Annotated in this window: 17 protein-coding genes; 15 read left to right on the top strand and 2 right to left on the bottom strand. The window is 67.2% G+C overall.

From position 1 onward, the window contains the following. Window positions 1-6: 6 nt before the first annotated feature. The gene (locus ACEN9J_RS18045; RefSeq protein ID WP_057593986.1) at window positions 7-318 is read right to left on the bottom strand and encodes a YbeD family protein; all 312 of its coding nucleotides are present in this window, start codon (window positions 316-318) and stop codon (window positions 7-9) included. Then, the gene (locus ACEN9J_RS18040; protein ID WP_413761691.1) at window positions 315-1,211 is read right to left on the bottom strand and encodes a D-amino acid aminotransferase; all 897 of its coding nucleotides are present in this window, start codon (window positions 1,209-1,211) and stop codon (window positions 315-317) included. The genes ACEN9J_RS18045 and ACEN9J_RS18040 overlap by 4 nt, the downstream gene beginning before the upstream one ends. Window positions 1,212-1,337: 126 nt before the next feature. On the opposite strand from ACEN9J_RS18040, the gene ACEN9J_RS18035 reads away from it, so the two are divergent. From ACEN9J_RS18035 to ACEN9J_RS17965, 15 genes are all read left to right on the top strand, one after another. After that, window positions 1,338-1,811 carry an ATP synthase subunit I gene (locus ACEN9J_RS18035; protein ID WP_057593984.1) on the top strand — a complete coding sequence of 158 codons (474 nt, stop codon included), beginning with the start codon at window positions 1,338-1,340 and terminating at the stop codon, window positions 1,809-1,811. Window positions 1,812-1,833: 22 nt separating this feature from the next. After that, window positions 1,834-2,730 carry a F0F1 ATP synthase subunit A gene (atpB, locus tag ACEN9J_RS18030; RefSeq protein WP_057593983.1) on the top strand — a complete coding sequence of 299 codons (897 nt, stop codon included), beginning with the start codon at window positions 1,834-1,836 and terminating at the stop codon, window positions 2,728-2,730. Window positions 2,731-2,791: 61 nt separating this feature from the next. After that, window positions 2,792-3,055 carry a F0F1 ATP synthase subunit C gene (atpE, locus tag ACEN9J_RS18025; RefSeq protein WP_057593982.1) on the top strand — a complete coding sequence of 88 codons (264 nt, stop codon included), beginning with the start codon at window positions 2,792-2,794 and terminating at the stop codon, window positions 3,053-3,055. A 34-nt stretch (window positions 3,056-3,089) separates the two neighbouring features. Then, window positions 3,090-3,560 carry a F0F1 ATP synthase subunit B gene (locus ACEN9J_RS18020; protein ID WP_057593981.1) on the top strand — a complete coding sequence of 157 codons (471 nt, stop codon included), beginning with the start codon at window positions 3,090-3,092 and terminating at the stop codon, window positions 3,558-3,560. Between the two features lie 7 nt (window positions 3,561-3,567). Further along, window positions 3,568-4,098, top strand: a complete 531-nt coding sequence (locus ACEN9J_RS18015) for a F0F1 ATP synthase subunit delta (RefSeq protein ID WP_057593980.1) — start codon at window positions 3,568-3,570, stop codon at window positions 4,096-4,098. 50 nt (window positions 4,099-4,148) lie between these two features. Beyond that, the gene (atpA, locus tag ACEN9J_RS18010; RefSeq protein ID WP_057593979.1) at window positions 4,149-5,702 is read left to right on the top strand and encodes a F0F1 ATP synthase subunit alpha; all 1,554 of its coding nucleotides are present in this window, start codon (window positions 4,149-4,151) and stop codon (window positions 5,700-5,702) included. Window positions 5,703-5,723: 21 nt separating this feature from the next. Then, window positions 5,724-6,599 (top strand): F0F1 ATP synthase subunit gamma, encoded by an 876-nt coding sequence (atpG, locus tag ACEN9J_RS18005; protein ID WP_057593978.1) that lies wholly within the window; start codon window positions 5,724-5,726, stop codon window positions 6,597-6,599. 88 nt (window positions 6,600-6,687) lie between these two features. Further along, entirely contained in the window at window positions 6,688-7,095 is a 408-nt protein-coding gene (locus tag ACEN9J_RS18000) for a hypothetical protein (RefSeq protein WP_057593977.1), read from the top strand. A 153-nt stretch (window positions 7,096-7,248) separates the two neighbouring features. Then, window positions 7,249-8,649: a F0F1 ATP synthase subunit beta gene (atpD, locus tag ACEN9J_RS17995; protein ID WP_057593976.1), complete on the top strand. Its 1,401-nt coding sequence runs from the start codon at window positions 7,249-7,251 to the stop codon at window positions 8,647-8,649. Between the two features lie 12 nt (window positions 8,650-8,661). Further along, window positions 8,662-9,081, top strand: coding sequence for a F0F1 ATP synthase subunit epsilon (locus tag ACEN9J_RS17990; RefSeq protein ID WP_057593975.1), 420 nt, complete (start codon window positions 8,662-8,664; stop codon window positions 9,079-9,081). Window positions 9,082-9,333: 252 nt separating this feature from the next. Continuing rightward, window positions 9,334-10,503 (top strand): ROK family protein, encoded by a 1,170-nt coding sequence (locus ACEN9J_RS17985; RefSeq protein ID WP_413761690.1) that lies wholly within the window; start codon window positions 9,334-9,336, stop codon window positions 10,501-10,503. Continuing rightward, a complete protein-coding gene (locus tag ACEN9J_RS17980; RefSeq protein WP_413761689.1) occupies window positions 10,500-12,017 on the top strand; it encodes a sugar ABC transporter ATP-binding protein in 1,518 nt (505 codons plus the stop codon). Before ACEN9J_RS17985 ends, ACEN9J_RS17980 begins: the two co-directional genes overlap by 4 nt. Before the next feature lie 23 nt (window positions 12,018-12,040). Next, window positions 12,041-13,051: an ABC transporter permease gene (locus ACEN9J_RS17975; RefSeq protein WP_057593972.1), complete on the top strand. Its 1,011-nt coding sequence runs from the start codon at window positions 12,041-12,043 to the stop codon at window positions 13,049-13,051. A gap of 67 nt (window positions 13,052-13,118) precedes the next feature. Further along, complete coding sequence (locus ACEN9J_RS17970) at window positions 13,119-14,081, top strand: substrate-binding domain-containing protein (RefSeq protein ID WP_057593971.1); 963 nt, start codon at window positions 13,119-13,121, stop codon at window positions 14,079-14,081. Between the two features lie 84 nt (window positions 14,082-14,165). Next, a complete protein-coding gene (locus tag ACEN9J_RS17965; protein ID WP_057593970.1) occupies window positions 14,166-15,329 on the top strand; it encodes a Gfo/Idh/MocA family protein in 1,164 nt (387 codons plus the stop codon). The last annotated feature ends 33 nt before the right edge of the window (window positions 15,330-15,362 follow it).

Here is a 15,362-nt window from a genome sequence, read left to right as displayed (position 1 = left end):
CCGTACTCAGAGCACGACCTTGACCATCGGGTGCGAGGACAGGGCGCGGTAGAGGTCGTCGAGCTGCTCGCGGCTGGTGGCGGTCACGGTGATCGTCACGCCGAGGTAGTTGCCGGCCTTGCTGTCGCGCAGCTCGACGGTGGTGGCGTCGAACGCCGGGTCGAAGCGCTCGGCGATCTGCGTGATCGCGTGCACGAAGCCGTCGACCTTCGCGCCCATCACCTTGATCGGGAACTGCGAGGGGTACTCGATCAGCGAATCCTTGCGCGGATCGGTGACGGCGTCGGTGGCGGGCGTGTCGGGACGGTCGGTGCTCATGCGGATACTCCTCGTGGCGGCTGCTGCGCCTGTGCGTTGCGTCGCTTGGCCTCCTGGTAGGCCGCGTACAAGCTCTGGTAGATGGGGCCGGGTCGGCCATTGCCAATGGGCCGGTCGTCGAGCTGCGTCACGGGCAGCACCTCCTTGGTGGCCGAGGAGATCATCAGCTCGTCGGCCGCGAACACCTCGTCGCGCGCGATGCGCCGCAGCACGAACGGGATGCCGCGCTCGGCGCACAGGCGCTCGAGCAGACCGTAGCGGATGCCGGTCAGCACGAGGTTGTCGCGCGGCGGGCCGTACACGGTGCCGTCCTTGACCACCCAGACGTTGCTCGAGGCCGCTTCGCTGAGCCATTCGTCGCGGAACATCACGGTCTCGGTCGCGCCCGCGTCGACGCCGATCTGGCGCGCGATCACCGCGCCCAGCAGGCTGGTGCTCTTGATGTGCGCCTTGGCCCAGCGGAACTCGTCGGCCGTCACGCATTTCACTCCGTTGGTGCGCGCCGCCTCATTCGGCAGGCTGAGCCGGTTGACCATCGCGAAGACGGTGGGCGCGATGCCCTGGACCATGGCGTGGTCGCGCGGCGCGACCCCGCGCGTGACCTGGATGTAGACTGAAACGGTCGCCTCTTCCGTGGCCGAGTCCACGAGCCGCTGCGCCAGGGCGCGCCAGCCCTCGCGGTCGTGCGGGTTCGGGATGCGCACCTCGGCAAGCGAACGCTCGAGCCGGGCCAGGTGCTCGTCGAGGCAGAACAGGTGGCCGTCGTAGGCCGGGATCACTTCGTAGATGCCGTCGCCGAAGATGAAGCCGCGATCGAGGACGCTGATCTTCGCGTCGCGCAGCGGGAGGTATTCGCCATCGAGGTGGCACAGGGTGGCGGGCAGGGCTTGCATGGCGCAAATTATGAGCGCCGTCCCCAATGTGTCGCTTGTGCGCCCAAGATGTCCGGATCGGGGCGGGTTTGTCCTTATAATCAGAGGCTTTGTAGAATTCTCGGCTGGCGAGGGGTCGCATTCCAAATGACAACCAGAACCCCGGAAGCCCACGTGGAGGCCGAAGAAGATGATTTCAAGCCGCTGACGCCCGAAGAGGCACGGCGGTTGCGCGAGAAAAATCCCGGACTGTCGCCCTGGTGGGTGATCGGGGCCCAGGTGGCCTTGGGATTGATCGTGGCGGGGGTGGCATGGATGTGGACTGGACGGCCTTCGGCTGCCGTGTCGGCGCTCTACGGGGCGATCGCGGTGGCCGTTCCGGCGGCACTGTTCGTTCGAGGCGTACGGCGCGGAACGGGTGCAGTGTCACAGTCGGCTGCCATGCTGAGGTTTTTTGTGTGGGAGTCGATCAAGATCGTGCTGACCGTGGCCATGCTGGTCGCGGCGCCCTGGCTGATCGGCGGGCTGAACTGGCTGGCGCTGGTCGCCGGCGTGATCGCCGCCCTGAAGACGTACTGGATCGCGCTCATGGTGCGGCCCAGGTTGTTGAACCGGATTTGATGTTTAAGAAGAGACGCTGAAGATGGCCGCCGAAGGACACGCACCGACTGCGAGTGAGTACATCGTTCACCACCTCCAGCATTGGCAGGTCGACTGGAATCTCAATCCCGTGGTGCAGAAGTCGATCGTCGACTTCAACATCATCAACCTCGACTCGATCCTGTATGCGCTGGTCATCGGCGCGCTGGGCTGCTTCGTGCTGTGGCTCGCCGCGCGCAAGGCCACGCCGGGCGTGCCGGGCCGCTTCCAGGCTGCGGTCGAGATCCTGGTCGAGATGGTGGACAACCAGGCCAAGGCCAACATCCACAACGCCAAGAGCCGCAAGTTCATCGCGCCGCTCGCGCTCACGGTGTTCGTCTGGATCTTCCTGCTCAACGCCATGGACATGCTGCCGGTGGATCTGCTGCCGGCCATCTGGGCGAAGCTGCACGAGGTCGCCGGCCACGATCCGCACCACGCGTACATGCGCGTCGTGCCCACGGCCGACCTGTCCACCACGCTGGGCCTGTCGACCTCCGTGCTGCTGCTGTGCCTGATCTACAGCGTCAAGATCAAGGGCGCCGGCGGCTGGGCGCACGAACTGGTGACCGCGCCGTTCGGCACCAGCAAGAACCCCGCGTTTGCCGTGATCCTCGGCATCATCAACCTGCTCATGCAGATCATCGAGTACGTGGCCAAGACCGTGTCGCATGGCATGCGGCTGTTCGGCAACATGTACGCGGGCGAACTCGTTTTCATGCTGATCGCGCTCATGGGTGGTGCGATGGCTGCGTCGTTCTCGGGAGTGCTGTTGCCAGTGGGCCACGTCATTGCCGGTACTGTCTGGGCGATCTTCCACATTCTGGTGATCACGCTCCAGGCATTCATTTTCATGATGCTGACGCTCATTTATCTGGGCCAGGCTCATGAGGCCCACTGAGGCTCGGTTCCCTTTCGTTCTTTTTCTTTTGCATTCATCCAGTTAAATCTAAGGAGTCATCATGGAAGCATCCAACGTTCTCGGTCTCGTTGCCCTCGCCTGTGGTCTGATCGTCGGTCTCGGCGCTATCGGTGCATCGATCGGTATCGCCCTGATGGGTGGCAAGTTCCTGGAATCGTCGGCCCGTCAGCCCGAGCTGATGAACGACCTGCAGACCAAGATGTTCATCTTGGCCGGTCTGATCGACGCGGCCTTCCTGATCGGCGTGGCCATCGCCCTGCTGTTCGCGTTCGCCAACCCCTTCCTGTCCGCCCTGCCGAAGTAATCCGGTTTCAACGCCACTCTAGAAAGGTGTTGCCGTGAGTATCAACGCGACCCTGTTCGTTCAGGCCATCGTCTTCCTGTTGCTCGTGCTGTTCACGATGAGATTCGTGTGGCCGCCGATCGCGAAGGCTTTGGATGACCGGGCACAAAAGATCGCCGCGGGCCTGGCGGCCGCCGACAAGGCCAAGGCCGAACTGCAGTCCGCCAACCAGCGCGTCGAACAGGAACTGTCGGCGTCTCGCACCGAGACCGCCAGCCGTCTTGCCGACGCCGAGCGCCGCGCCCAGCAGATCATCGAAGAAGCCAAGGGCCGTGCGAACGAAGAGGCCAGCAAGATCGTCGCGGCTGCCCGCGACGAGGCCGAGCAGCAGACCGTGCGCGCCCGCGAAGCCCTGCGCGAGCAGGTCGCCGCGCTGGCCGTCAAGGGTGCCGAGCAGATCCTCCGCAAGGAAGTCGATGCCGGCGTCCATGCCGACCTGCTCCAGCGCCTGAAGACCGAGCTCTGAGGACGACATGGCCGAACTCGCGACCATTGCCCGTCCCTACGCTGAAGCGCTGTTCCAGGCCAGTGCCGGCAACCTCGACGCCACCGCCGGCTGGATCGACCAGCTGGCCGCCGTCGTCGGGAACCCGCAGCTGATGCAGTTCGCGGCCAATCCCAAGGTCGCGCCCGAGCAGGTCGTCGGCCTGGTCGCCGGCCTGTTGTCCCAGCCGCTGCCGGATCTCGGCACGAACTTCCTTCGCACCGTCCTCGACAACGGCCGCCTCGCGGCCGTTCCCGAGGTGGCGGTCCAGTTCCGTGCCCTCAAGAACGCCAGCAGCGGTTCGTCCGATGCGGTGATCTACAGCGCCTTCCCGATCGAAGGCGCCGCGCTGCAGGACATCGAGGCGGCGCTCGTGCGCCGCTTCGGTCGCAAGCTCAAGACGAGCGTCGCGATCGATCCCGAGCTGATCGGCGGCATCCGTGCCGTGGTCGGCGACGAGGTGCTCGACATGTCCGTCAAGGCCCGGCTCGAACAAATGAAAGCAGCGCTCACCGCCTGAGGCGGTCTGTCGCCGCGGTAAGCCCTATTTATTGAAAGAAGGAAAGAGTCATGCAACTCAATCCCGCAGAAATTTCCGAGCTGATCAAGAGCCGCATCGAAGGGCTTGGCGTCAGCGCAGACATCCGTAACCAGGGCACCGTGGTGTCGGTGACCGACGGCATCGTGCGCGTGCACGGCCTGTCGGACGCGATGCAGGGCGAAATGCTCGAGTTCCCGCCCACGGCCGACGGCGTCCCGTCGTACGGCCTGGCGCTGAACCTCGAGCGCGATTCCGTCGGCGCCGTGATTCTGGGCGAGTACGAGCACATCTCGGAAGGCGACACCGTCAAGTGCACGGGCCGCATCCTGGAAGTGCCGGTGGGCCCCGAGCTCATCGGCCGCGTGGTCAACGCGCTGGGCCAGCCGATCGACGGCAAGGGTCCGATCAACGCGAAGATGACCGACGTGATCGAGAAGGTCGCGCCGGGCGTGATCGCACGGAAGTCCGTCGACCAGCCGATGCAGACCGGCCTCAAGTCGATCGACTCGATGGTGCCCGTCGGCCGTGGCCAGCGCGAGCTGATCATCGGCGACCGCCAGACCGGCAAGACCGCCGTGGCGATCGACGCGATCATCAACCAGAAGGGTCAGAACATGACCTGCGTCTACGTCGCGATCGGCCAGAAGGCTTCGTCGATCAAGAATGTGGTGCGCGCTCTCGAACAAGCCGGCGCGATGGACTACACCATCGTGGTGGCCGCATCGGCGTCGGAATCGGCCGCCATGCAGTACGTGTCGGCCTACTCGGGCTGCACGATGGGCGAATACTTCCGCGACCGCGGCCAGGACGCCCTGATCGTCTATGACGACCTGTCGAAGCAGGCCGTGGCCTACCGCCAGGTGTCGCTGCTGCTGCGCCGCCCGCCGGGCCGCGAAGCCTACCCCGGCGACGTGTTCTATCTCCACAGCCGCCTGCTCGAGCGCGCGGCCCGCGTGAACGCCGACTACGTCGAAGCCTTCACCAAGGGCGAAGTCAAGGGCAAGACCGGTTCGCTGACCGCGCTGCCGATCATCGAAACGCAGGCCGGCGACGTGTCCGCCTTCGTTCCGACCAACGTGATCTCGATCACCGACGGCCAGATCTTCCTCGAGACCAACCTGTTCAACGCCGGTATCCGTCCCGCCATCAACGCCGGTATCTCGGTGTCGCGCGTGGGTTCGTCGGCACAGACCAAGGCGATCAAGGGCCTGTCGGGCGGTATCCGTACCGACCTCGCGCAGTACCGTGAACTGGCTGCGTTCGCGCAGTTCGCTTCCGACCTCGACGAAGCCACCCGCAAGCAGCTCGACCGCGGTGCCCGCGTGACCGAACTGCTGAAGCAGGCCCAGTACAGCCCGCTGTCCATCTCGCTGATGAGCGCGTCGCTGTTCGCGGTCAACAAGGGCTTCATGGACGATCTCGACGTCAAGAAGGTCCTGGCCTTCGAGCACGGCCTGCACCAGTTCCTCAAGACCAGCCACGCGGCCCTGCTCGACAAGGTCGAACAGGCCAAGGCGATCGACAAGGACTCGGAAGCCGAACTGCACGCGGCGATCACCTCGTTCAAGAAGTCGTTCGCCTGATCGACCCCCAAAGGAATCCTCATGGCAGCTGGTAAGGAAATCCGCGGCAAGATCAAATCGGTGGAGAACACCAAGAAGATCACCAAGGCCATGGAAATGGTGGCCGCGTCGAAGATGCGCAAGGCGCAGGAACGCATGCGCGCCGCCCGCCCCTACAGCGAGAAGATCCGCAACATCGCGGCCAACCTCGGCCAGGCGAATCCGGAGTACACGCACGCGTTCATGAAGGAGAACGAGGCCAAGGCCGCGGGCTTCATCGTCGTCACGACCGACAAGGGTCTGTGCGGCGGCATGAACACCAACGTGCTGCGCGCCGTCACCGCCAAGCTGCGCGAGCAGCAGTCGGCCGGCAACGCGGTCGAGGCGGTCGCCATCGGCAACAAGGGCCTGGGCTTCCTCAACCGGATCGGCGCACGCGTGGTGTCGCATGTCACCCAGCTGGGCGACACGCCGCACCTCGACAAGCTGATCGGCCCGGTCAAGGTGCTGCTCGACGCGTACGCCGAGGGCAAGCTGAGCGCCGTGTACCTGTGCTACACGAAGTTCATCAACACGATGCGCCAGGAATCGGTGGTCGAGCAGCTGCTGCCGCTCGCTTCCGAGACGCTGCAGGTCGAGAGCGGCCAGCACGCCTGGGACTACATCTACGAGCCCGATGCGCAGAGCGTCATCGACGAGCTGCTGGTGCGCTACGTGGAGTCGCTGGTCTACCAGGCCGTGGCCGAGAACATGGCGTCCGAGCAGTCGGCGCGCATGGTCGCGATGAAGGCCGCCACCGACAACGCGGGCAACGTGATCAGCGAGCTGAAGCTGGTCTACAACAAGACCCGCCAGGCCGGCATCACGAAGGAGCTTTCGGAAATCGTGTCGGGCGCGGCCGCGGCGGCGGGCGTCTGATCGAGGCAATGCACAGGGCCACATTGCCCACGGGTTCGCACGCGGACCGGTGACAACGGCCCAGCTCATAAGAAGGGGACCCGACTCAATGAAGAAACTTCTCGCCCTGGTAGCCGTGGCTGCCGCTCTGACCGCCTGTTCCAAGAAGGAAGAGGCACCGGCACCCGCGCCCGCTCCGGCGGCCGCACCGGCTCCGGCGCCTGCTCCCGCTGCATCGGCTCCCGCCGCGGCACCGGCAGCGCCCGCTTCGGCACCGGCCGCAGCAGCACCGACGGCTTCGGCCGCCGACCTGCCGCAAGAGTGCAACGACTACCTGACGAAGGTCAGCGCCTGCGTCGCCTCGCAAAGCGGTGCCGCCGCCGACGCGATGAAGGCCAGCCTCGACCAGACCAAGGCGACCTGGGCTTCGATGGGCGCCGACAAGGCCGCCCTGGGCCAGGCCTGCAAGGCTGCGTCGGACGCTTTCGCCGCGCAAGCCACGGCGATGAAGTGCTGAGCACGGCGAGCGCAGAGATCCGAACGCATCGTCATTGACCTCGAGGATGCCGGCCCGGCCGGCATTCTTGCAAAAGCGGCCCGCATTGGCACCAGGACGCTTCTGCAAGAACCTGTCGCAAATTTATTGAGAATCCATCCAGAAGGAAACGCCATGGCTGAAGGAAAAATTGTCCAATGTATCGGCGCCGTGGTCGACGTGGAGTTCCCGCGTGACCAGATGCCCAAGGTGTACGACGCCTTGAAGTTCGAAGGCAGCGCGCTGACCCTCGAAGTGCAACAACAGCTCGGTGATGGCGTGGTGCGCACGATTGCGCTGGGCTCGTCGGACGGCCTGCGCCGCGGCCTCGTCGTGACCAACACCGGCGCACCCATCACGGTGCCGGTCGGCAAGGCCACCCTCGGCCGCATCATGGACGTGCTGGGCGCGCCCATCGACGAGCGCGGTCCCGTCAGCCAGGAGCTGACCGCCCCCATCCACCGCAAGGCCCCCGCGTACGACGAACTGTCGCCCTCGCAGGACCTGCTGGAAACCGGCATCAAGGTGATCGACCTGGTGTGCCCGTTCGCCAAGGGCGGCAAGGTGGGCCTGTTCGGCGGCGCCGGCGTGGGCAAGACCGTGAACATGATGGAACTCATCAACAACATCGCGAAGGCCCACTCGGGTCTGTCGGTGTTCGCCGGCGTGGGTGAACGTACCCGCGAAGGCAACGACTTCTATCACGAAATGTCGGACGCCAAGGTGGTGGACCTCGACGACCTGCCGAACTCGAAGGTGTCGATGGTCTATGGCCAGATGAACGAACCCCCGGGCAACCGTCTGCGCGTGGCGCTGACCGGCCTGACCATCGCCGAGTCGTTCCGCGACGAAGGCCGTGACGTTCTGTTCTTCGTCGACAACATCTACCGCTACACGCTGGCCGGTACCGAAGTGTCGGCACTGCTGGGCCGCATGCCTTCCGCCGTGGGCTACCAGCCGACGCTGGCCGAGGAAATGGGCCGCCTGCAGGAACGCATCACCTCGACCAAGGTCGGCTCGATCACCTCGATCCAGGCCGTGTACGTTCCCGCCGACGACTTGACCGACCCGTCGCCCGCCACCACCTTCGCCCACCTGGACTCGACCGTGGTGCTGTCGCGCGACATCGCTTCGCTCGGTATCTACCCCGCCGTGGACCCGCTGGACTCGACCTCGCGCCAGCTCGACCCGAACGTGGTCGGCGAAGAGCACTACAACGTGGCCCGCGCCGTGCAAGGCACGCTGCAGCGCTACAAGGAACTGCGCGACATCATCGCCATTCTGGGCATGGACGAACTGGCGCCCGACGACAAGCTCGCCGTGGCCCGTGCCCGCAAGATCCAGCGTTTCCTGTCGCAGCCCTTCCACGTGGCCGAAGTGTTCACGGGCTCGCCCGGCAAGTACGTGCCGCTGTCGGAAACCATCCGCGGCTTCAAGATGATCGTGAACGGCGAAGCCGACCACCTGCCGGAACAGGCGTTCTACATGGTGGGCAGCATCGACGAAGCGTTCGAGAAGGCCAAGAAGGTCGCTTAAGAAGGAATCACCATGGCAGGCACCATTCATGTGGACGTGGTCAGCGCGGAAGAGTCGATCTTCTCGGGCGAAGCCAGGTTCGTCGCGCTGCCCGGTGAAGCCGGTGAGCTCGGCATCTATCCGCGCCACACCCCGCTGATCACGCGCATCCGCCCCGGCGCCGTGCGCATCGAAACGGCCGACGGCAACGAGGAGTTCGTCTTCGTCGCCGGCGGCATCCTCGAAGTGCAGCCGAACGCCGTGACCGTGCTGTCGGATACCGCGATCCGCGGCAAGGACCTCGACGACGAGAAGGCCAACCAGGCCAAGGCCGCCGCCGAGGAAGCGCTGAAGAACGCCAAGAGCGACATCGACATCGCGATGGCGCAATCGGAACTGGCCGTGATGGCCGCGCAGATCGCAGCGCTGCGCAAGTACCGCCAGAAGAAGTAAGCCCGCGCGCTTGCTCATCGCAAAAGCCGCCCCTCGAGGCGGCTTTTTTTCGTCCCGGCCCGGGGCGGAGCGGGTCCGTCAAGATCGAATCGAGCCATCTTCGATCCGAATATGGTCGAAGTTCAGCCTTGCCCGGCTGAAGCCGGCCTCCTAGTATTCGCCTTCGCCCGCCGGCCTCGATGCCGCCGGGTCCCGACAAAGAACCGGAGACAAGCGCGCGTGGCACCCTGGAGCGGCATCACTGCGGACGAAATGCGTTTGCTGGAGACCACCTTCTGGTCGGCCGGCGGTTCGCGCCATGCCATGGCCGAGGAGCTCGGCTTCTCCAAGAGCAAGGCCAATGCGCTCATCGCCGGGCTGCTCGAACAGGGCCTGCTGGCCGAAGCCGGCCTGCAGCGCTCATCGGGCGGGCGCCGCCCCGAAAACCTCCAGCTCCATGCCGACCTCGGCGTGCTCGTGGGCGTCGACATCGGCGCCACCAGCCTCGGCGTCGCCGTGCTGCAGCCCGACCTCACGGTGCTCGCGCAGCACGAGGAAGCGGCCGACGTGCGCGACGGCCCCGCGGTCGTGCTGGCGCGCGTGCGTGCGCTGATGCGCGAACTGCTGGGCCGCTGCGGCCGCACGGCGCGCGACGTGTTCGGCATCGGCATCGGCGTGCCCGGACCGGTCAACTTCGAGATCGGCCAGCTCGTCAATCCGCCGCTGATGCCGGCCTGGGACAGCTTCTCGATCCGCGACTACCTGCGCGAGGACTATGCCGCGCCGGTGTTCGTCGACAACGACGTCAACCTGATGGCGCTCGGCGAGCTCTGGCGCCTCAAGCGCTCGCTCTCGAACTTCCTCGTCATCAAGATCGGTACCGGCGTCGGCTGCGGCATCGTCTGCCACGGCGAGGTCTATCGCGGCGCCGCCGGTTCGGCCGGCGACGTGGGCCACATCTGCGTCGACCAGGAAGGGCCGCGCTGCCATTGCGGCAACCTGGGCTGCGTCGAGGCGATGGCGGCCGGTCCCGCGATCACGCGCATGGCGGTGCAGGCGGCCGAGGCCGGCGAGAGCGCCGTGCTGGCCGAGGTGCTGCGCAGCCAGGGCCGCATCGAGGCCCTCGACGTGGGCCAGGCCAGCCGCGCCGGCGATCCCGCGGCCAACGCTATCGTGCAGCGCGCGGGCAACCTCATCGGCCAGATGCTGGCTTCGGTCGTCAACTTCTTCAATCCGTCGCATGTGTTCATCGGCGGCGGCATCACGCGCATCGGCCCGCTGTTCCTCGCGGCGGTGCGGCAAAGCGTCTACCAGCGCTCGCTCGCGCTGTCGACGCGCCACCTCGAGATCCAGTACACGCCGCTGGCCGCGCAGGGCGGCCTGATCGGCGCCGGCGTGCTCGCGATGCAGCAGAGCCTCAAGGCGAGGGGGATCGCGCCATGAGCGAAACGCAGAGCAAGACCAGCGTGGCCGTCGAATTCGACGACGTGCGGAAATCCTTCGGCCCGGTGCAGGTGCTGCACGGCGTGAGCTTCGCGCTCGCGCCCGGCAAGGTCTACGGCCTGCTCGGCGAGAACGGCGCGGGCAAGTCCACGCTGATGAAGATCCTCTCGGGCTACGAGGGCCTCACGGGCGGCACGCTGCGCATCAACGGCCAGCCGCAGCAGTTCGCCGGCTCGCGCGATGCCGAGGCGCTGGGCATCGTGCTGATCCACCAGGAGTTCAACCTCGCCGAGGACCTGAGCATCGCGCAGAACATCTTCCTCGGCCACGAGAAGAAGAAGGGCCTGTTCCTCGACGATGCCGCGATGGAGCGCGAGTCGGCCGCCGCGCTGGCCGCAGTGGGCCTGCAGGCCGACCCGCGCACCAAAGTGCGCCGGCTCATCGTGGCCGAGAAGCAGCTGGTGGAGATCGCCAAGGCCATCGCGCGCCGCGCGCGCCTCCTGGTGATGGACGAGCCCACCGCCACGCTCACGCCCGGCGAGACCGAGCGCCTGTTCAAGCTGATCGCGCAGCTGCGCGCCGACGGCGTGACCATCGTCTACATCTCGCACAAGCTCGACGAGGTCGAGCGCGTGACCGACGAGGTGATCGTGATGCGCGACGGGCGCTTCGTCGCGCGCTCGCCCACGGCCGAGGTCACGCGCCAGCAGATGGCCAACCTGATGGTGGGCCGCGAGCTGGCCGACCTCTATCCGCCGCGCGACCCGGTGTCGGCCGCGCAGGCGCCCGCGATGCGCGTGCAGGGCTTCAGCGTGCCCGGCTGGGCACGGGACGCGAGCTTCGAGGTGCGCCCCGGCGAGATCCTCGGCTTCGCGGGCCTGGTCGGCGCCGGCCGCACCGAGCTGTTCGAAGGCCTGCTGGGCCTGCGGCCCGCCGCCGGCAGCGTCGAGATGCTCGGGCGCGCGGTGCCCCACGGCAAGGGCTGGCGCAGCCCGCGCGATGCCGCGAAGCACGGCCTCACCTACCTGAGCGAGGACCGCAAGGGCAAGGGCCTGCACGTGCACTTCGGCCTGCGCCAGAACCTCACGCTGATGGCGCTCGAGCGCTACGCCACGCCCTGGCTCAAGCCCGAGGCCGAGCGCGGCGCGCTGGCCGAAGCGGTCAAGGACTACGGCATCCGCGCCGGCTCGCTCGAGGTCAGGGCCTCGTCGCTGTCGGGCGGCAACCAGCAGAAGCTCGCGCTCGCCAAGGTGCTGCAGCCGCGCCCGCGCGTGGTGGTGCTCGACGAGCCCACGCGCGGCGTCGACGTGGGCGCCAAGCGCGACATCTACTTCCTGGTCCAGCGCCTGGCGCGCGAGGGCCTGGCCGTGATCGTCATCTCGTCCGAGCTCATGGAGCTGATCGGCCTGTGCCACCGCGTCGCGGTGATGCGCGCGGGCCGGCTGGTCGCCACGCTCGACGCCGACCACCTGAGCGAAGAAGCGCTCATCGCCCACGCCACCGGCGCGCACTGAGCCACGACCCACACCCGGCCCCCATGAACAACAGCCCCGAACCCACCGCCGACACCCACCGCGCCCAGCCCAAGGCGCGCTGGACCGAGCACCTGCACGGCCTCGGCCCCGTCATCGGCCTGGTGCTGCTGTGCATCGCCGGCACCCTGCTCAACGGCGACTTCGCCACCGTCGACAACGCGATGAACGTGCTCACGCGCACCGCCTTCATCGGCATCATCGCGGTCGGCATGTGCTTCGTGATCATCTCGGGCGGCATCGACCTGTCGGTGGGCTCGATGGCCGCGCTGATCGCGGGCAGCGTGATCATGTTCATCAACTGGGCCGGCCCGGCCACCGGCTCGCCGCTGATGGCGGTGATGCTCGGCGCCGTGCTCGCGGTGGTGCTGGGCGCGCTGTTCGGCCTCGCGCACGGCCTGCTGATCACCAAGGGCCGCATCGAGCCCTTCATCGTCACGCTGGGCACGCTCGGCATCTTCCGCGCCTACCTCACCTACTTCGCCGACGGCGGCGCGCTCACGCTCGACAACGAGCTGTCGGACCTCTACGCGCCGGTCTACTACGCGAGCCTCGCGGGCATCCCGGTGCCGGTGTGGGTGTTCGTCATCGTCGCCATCGTCGGCGGCGTGATCCTCAACCGCACCGCCTACGGCCGCTACGTGCAGGCCATCGGCTCCAACGAGCAGGTGGCGCGCTACGCCGCGGTCGACGTCGATCGCGTGAAGATCCTGACCTACGTGCTGCTCGGCGTGTGCGTGGGCATCGCCACGCTGCTGTACGTGCCGCGCCTGGGCTCGGCCTCGCCGACCACGGGCCTCTTGTGGGAGCTCGAGGCGATCGCCGCGGTGATCGTCGGCGGCACCGCGCTCAAGGGCGGCGCGGGCAGCATCACCGGCACCGTGGTGGGCGCGATCCTGCTCTCGGTCATCAGCAACATCCTGAACCTCACCAGCATCATCAGCGTGTACCTGAATGCCGCGGTGCAGGGCTTCGTGATCATCATCGTGGCCTTCCTCCAGCGAGGAAAGCGATGACGCCGTTGGGCGTGGCCACACCTGGTTCCTTCCCGTTCCGTTCCATCCACCAAGAGGAGACATCAGCATGACCCGTTTCACCCGACGCATCGCGCTCACGGCCGTGGCCGCCGCGGCATTCGCCAGCCTGCCCGCGCTCGCCGCGGACAAGGTCAACCTCGGCGTTTCGATCCCCGCCGCCACCCACAGCTTCATGGGCGGCATCAACTACTGGGCCAACCAGGCGAAGAAGGATCTCGAGAAGGAACACAAGGACCTGAAGATCACGATCAAGACCGCCGCCAACGCGCCCGAGCAGGCCAACCAGCTGCAGGACCTGTCGACGGTCACCAAGATCAACGCACTGGTCGTGTTCCCGTTCGAATCGGCCGCGCTGACCAAGCCGGTCGCGCAGGTCAAGGCCAAGGGTGCCTACGTCACCGTGGTCGACCGCGGCCTGACCGACACCAGCGCGCAGGACGCCTACGTGGCCGGCGACAACACCGCCTTCGGCCGCATCCCGGCCGAGTACATCGTCAAGCAGCTCGGCGGCAAGGGCAACGTGGTGGCATTGCGCGGCATCGCGACCACGCTCGACAACGAGCGCATGGACGCCTTCAACGCGGTGCTCAAGAACAGCCCCGACGTGAAGCTGCTCGACGCCAAGTACGCCAACTGGAACCGCGACGACGCCTTCAAGGTCACGCAGGACTACCTCACGCGCTTCAAGCAGATCGACGCCATCTGGGCCGCCGACGACGACATGGCCGTGGGCGTGCTCAAGGCGATCGAGCAGGCCAAGCGCGACGACATCAGAATCGTGTTCGGCGGCGCCGGCGCCAAGGGCATGGTCAAGACCATCATGGACGGCAAGGACAAGCGCATCACGGCCGACGTGAGCTACTCGCCCAAGTTCATCTACGACGCCATCAAGCTCACGGCCGAGGCGCGCCTGAAGGGCGAGAAGCTGCCCGCGACCACGATCATCCCGTCGGTGCTGATCACCAAGGACAACGCCAAGGACTTCTACCACCCGAACTCGCCGTTCTGAACGGGATCGGCCGGCCGGCCGATCGCTTCGCTCCCTCTCCCCGCGAGGAGGGGGAACCCCGTCTCTGGAACCTCAAGGAGTTGGATGACCGACACCCCCCATCGCAAGCTGCGCTACGCCATGGTCGGCGGCGGCCGCGATGCCTTCATCGGCGGCGTGCACCGCAAGGCGATCGCGCTCGACGGCCAGATCGAACTCGTGGCCGGCGCGCTGTCCTCCGATCCCGCCAAGGCGCGCGCCTCGGGCGCCGACCTCGGCCTGGCCGACGCGCGCAACCATGGCGACTGGCAGGCCCTGCTGGCCGATGAACTGAAGCGGCCCGCCGGCGAGCGCATCGACTTCGTCTCGATCGTCACGCCCAACCACGTGCACTACCCGGTGGCGCGGGCCTTCGTCGAGGCCGGCTTCCACGTGGTGTGCGACAAGCCGCTGGTCCACACGCGCGAGCAGGCCGATGCACTGGTCGCCAGCGTGGCGGCACAGGGCACGGTCTTCGGCGTCACCTACAACTACACCGGCTACCCCATGGTGCGGCAGGCGCGCGCGATGATCCGCGCGGGCGAGCTCGGCACGCTGCGCAAGGTGGTCGTGGAATACAACCAGGGCTGGCTCGCGAGCCAGCTCGAGGGCACCGGCAACAAGCAGGCCGACTGGCGCACCGACCCCGCGCGCAGCGGCGCGGCCGGCGCCATCGGCGACATCGGCTCGCATGCGGAGAACCTCGTCGCCACGCTGACCGGCCTCGAGATCGAGAGCCTGTGCGCCGACCTCACGGCGCACGTGGCCGGCCGCCAGCTCGACGACGACGGCAGCCTGTTGCTGCGCTACCAGGGCGGCGCGCGCGGCGTGCTCATCGCCTCGCAGATCAGCACCGGCCTCGAGAACGACCTGCGCGTGCGCATCGCGGGCACCCTGGGCACGCTCGAGTGGCACCAGGAACAGCCGAGCCGGCTGCTGCACCTGCCGCACGACGGGCCGCTGCGCGTGCTCACGCGCGGCGCCCCCTGGCTGCACGAATCGGCGCGCCGCGCGAGCCGCCTGCCCGCGGGCCATCCCGAGGGCTTCATCGAGGCCTTCGCCAACGTCTACGCGGGCGTCGCCGCCGACATCCGCGCGCGCCTCGAAGGCCGGCGCGCCGATCCGCTGGACGCCGACTATCCGCGCGTGGAGGATGGGGCGCGCGGCGTGCGCTTCATCGAACGCACGGTGGCCTCGGCGCGAAGCGATTTAAAGTGGACGCCCTGGTGATGCCGCGGCCCCGCACCCGCGGGGCCCGCGCGC

The sequence above is a fragment of the Variovorax sp. Varisp41 genome, assembly GCF_047325085.1.
GTDB lineage: Bacteria > Pseudomonadota > Gammaproteobacteria > Burkholderiales > Burkholderiaceae_C > Variovorax.
The sequence above is the reverse complement of the archived record's forward strand: the minus strand, read 5'-3'. Positions and strand labels throughout refer to the sequence as shown.

Coding starts and splice junctions, on each gene's coding strand:
- ACEN9J_RS18035 (WP_057593984.1), top strand. CDS start 1,338: ATGACAACCAGAACCCCGGAAGCCCACGTGGAGGCCGAAGAAGATGAT.
- ACEN9J_RS17965 (WP_057593970.1), top strand. CDS start 14,166: ATGACCGACACCCCCCATCGCAAGCTGCGCTACGCCATGGTCGGCGGC.
- atpG (WP_057593978.1), top strand. CDS start 5,724: ATGGCAGCTGGTAAGGAAATCCGCGGCAAGATCAAATCGGTGGAGAAC.
- ACEN9J_RS17985 (WP_413761690.1), top strand. CDS start 9,334: ATGCGTTTGCTGGAGACCACCTTCTGGTCGGCCGGCGGTTCGCGCCAT.
- ACEN9J_RS17990 (WP_057593975.1), top strand. CDS start 8,662: ATGGCAGGCACCATTCATGTGGACGTGGTCAGCGCGGAAGAGTCGATC.
- ACEN9J_RS17975 (WP_057593972.1), top strand. CDS start 12,041: ATGAACAACAGCCCCGAACCCACCGCCGACACCCACCGCGCCCAGCCC.
- ACEN9J_RS18015 (WP_057593980.1), top strand. CDS start 3,568: ATGGCCGAACTCGCGACCATTGCCCGTCCCTACGCTGAAGCGCTGTTC.
- ACEN9J_RS17970 (WP_057593971.1), top strand. CDS start 13,119: ATGACCCGTTTCACCCGACGCATCGCGCTCACGGCCGTGGCCGCCGCG.
- atpA (WP_057593979.1), top strand. CDS start 4,149: ATGCAACTCAATCCCGCAGAAATTTCCGAGCTGATCAAGAGCCGCATC.
- ACEN9J_RS17980 (WP_413761689.1), top strand. CDS start 10,500: ATGAGCGAAACGCAGAGCAAGACCAGCGTGGCCGTCGAATTCGACGAC.
- ACEN9J_RS18000 (WP_057593977.1), top strand. CDS start 6,688: ATGAAGAAACTTCTCGCCCTGGTAGCCGTGGCTGCCGCTCTGACCGCC.
- ACEN9J_RS18045 (WP_057593986.1), bottom strand. CDS start 318: ATGAGCACCGACCGTCCCGACACGCCCGCCACCGACGCCGTCACCGAT.
- atpE (WP_057593982.1), top strand. CDS start 2,792: ATGGAAGCATCCAACGTTCTCGGTCTCGTTGCCCTCGCCTGTGGTCTG.
- atpD (WP_057593976.1), top strand. CDS start 7,249: ATGGCTGAAGGAAAAATTGTCCAATGTATCGGCGCCGTGGTCGACGTG.
- atpB (WP_057593983.1), top strand. CDS start 1,834: ATGGCCGCCGAAGGACACGCACCGACTGCGAGTGAGTACATCGTTCAC.
- ACEN9J_RS18040 (WP_413761691.1), bottom strand. CDS start 1,211: ATGCAAGCCCTGCCCGCCACCCTGTGCCACCTCGATGGCGAATACCTC.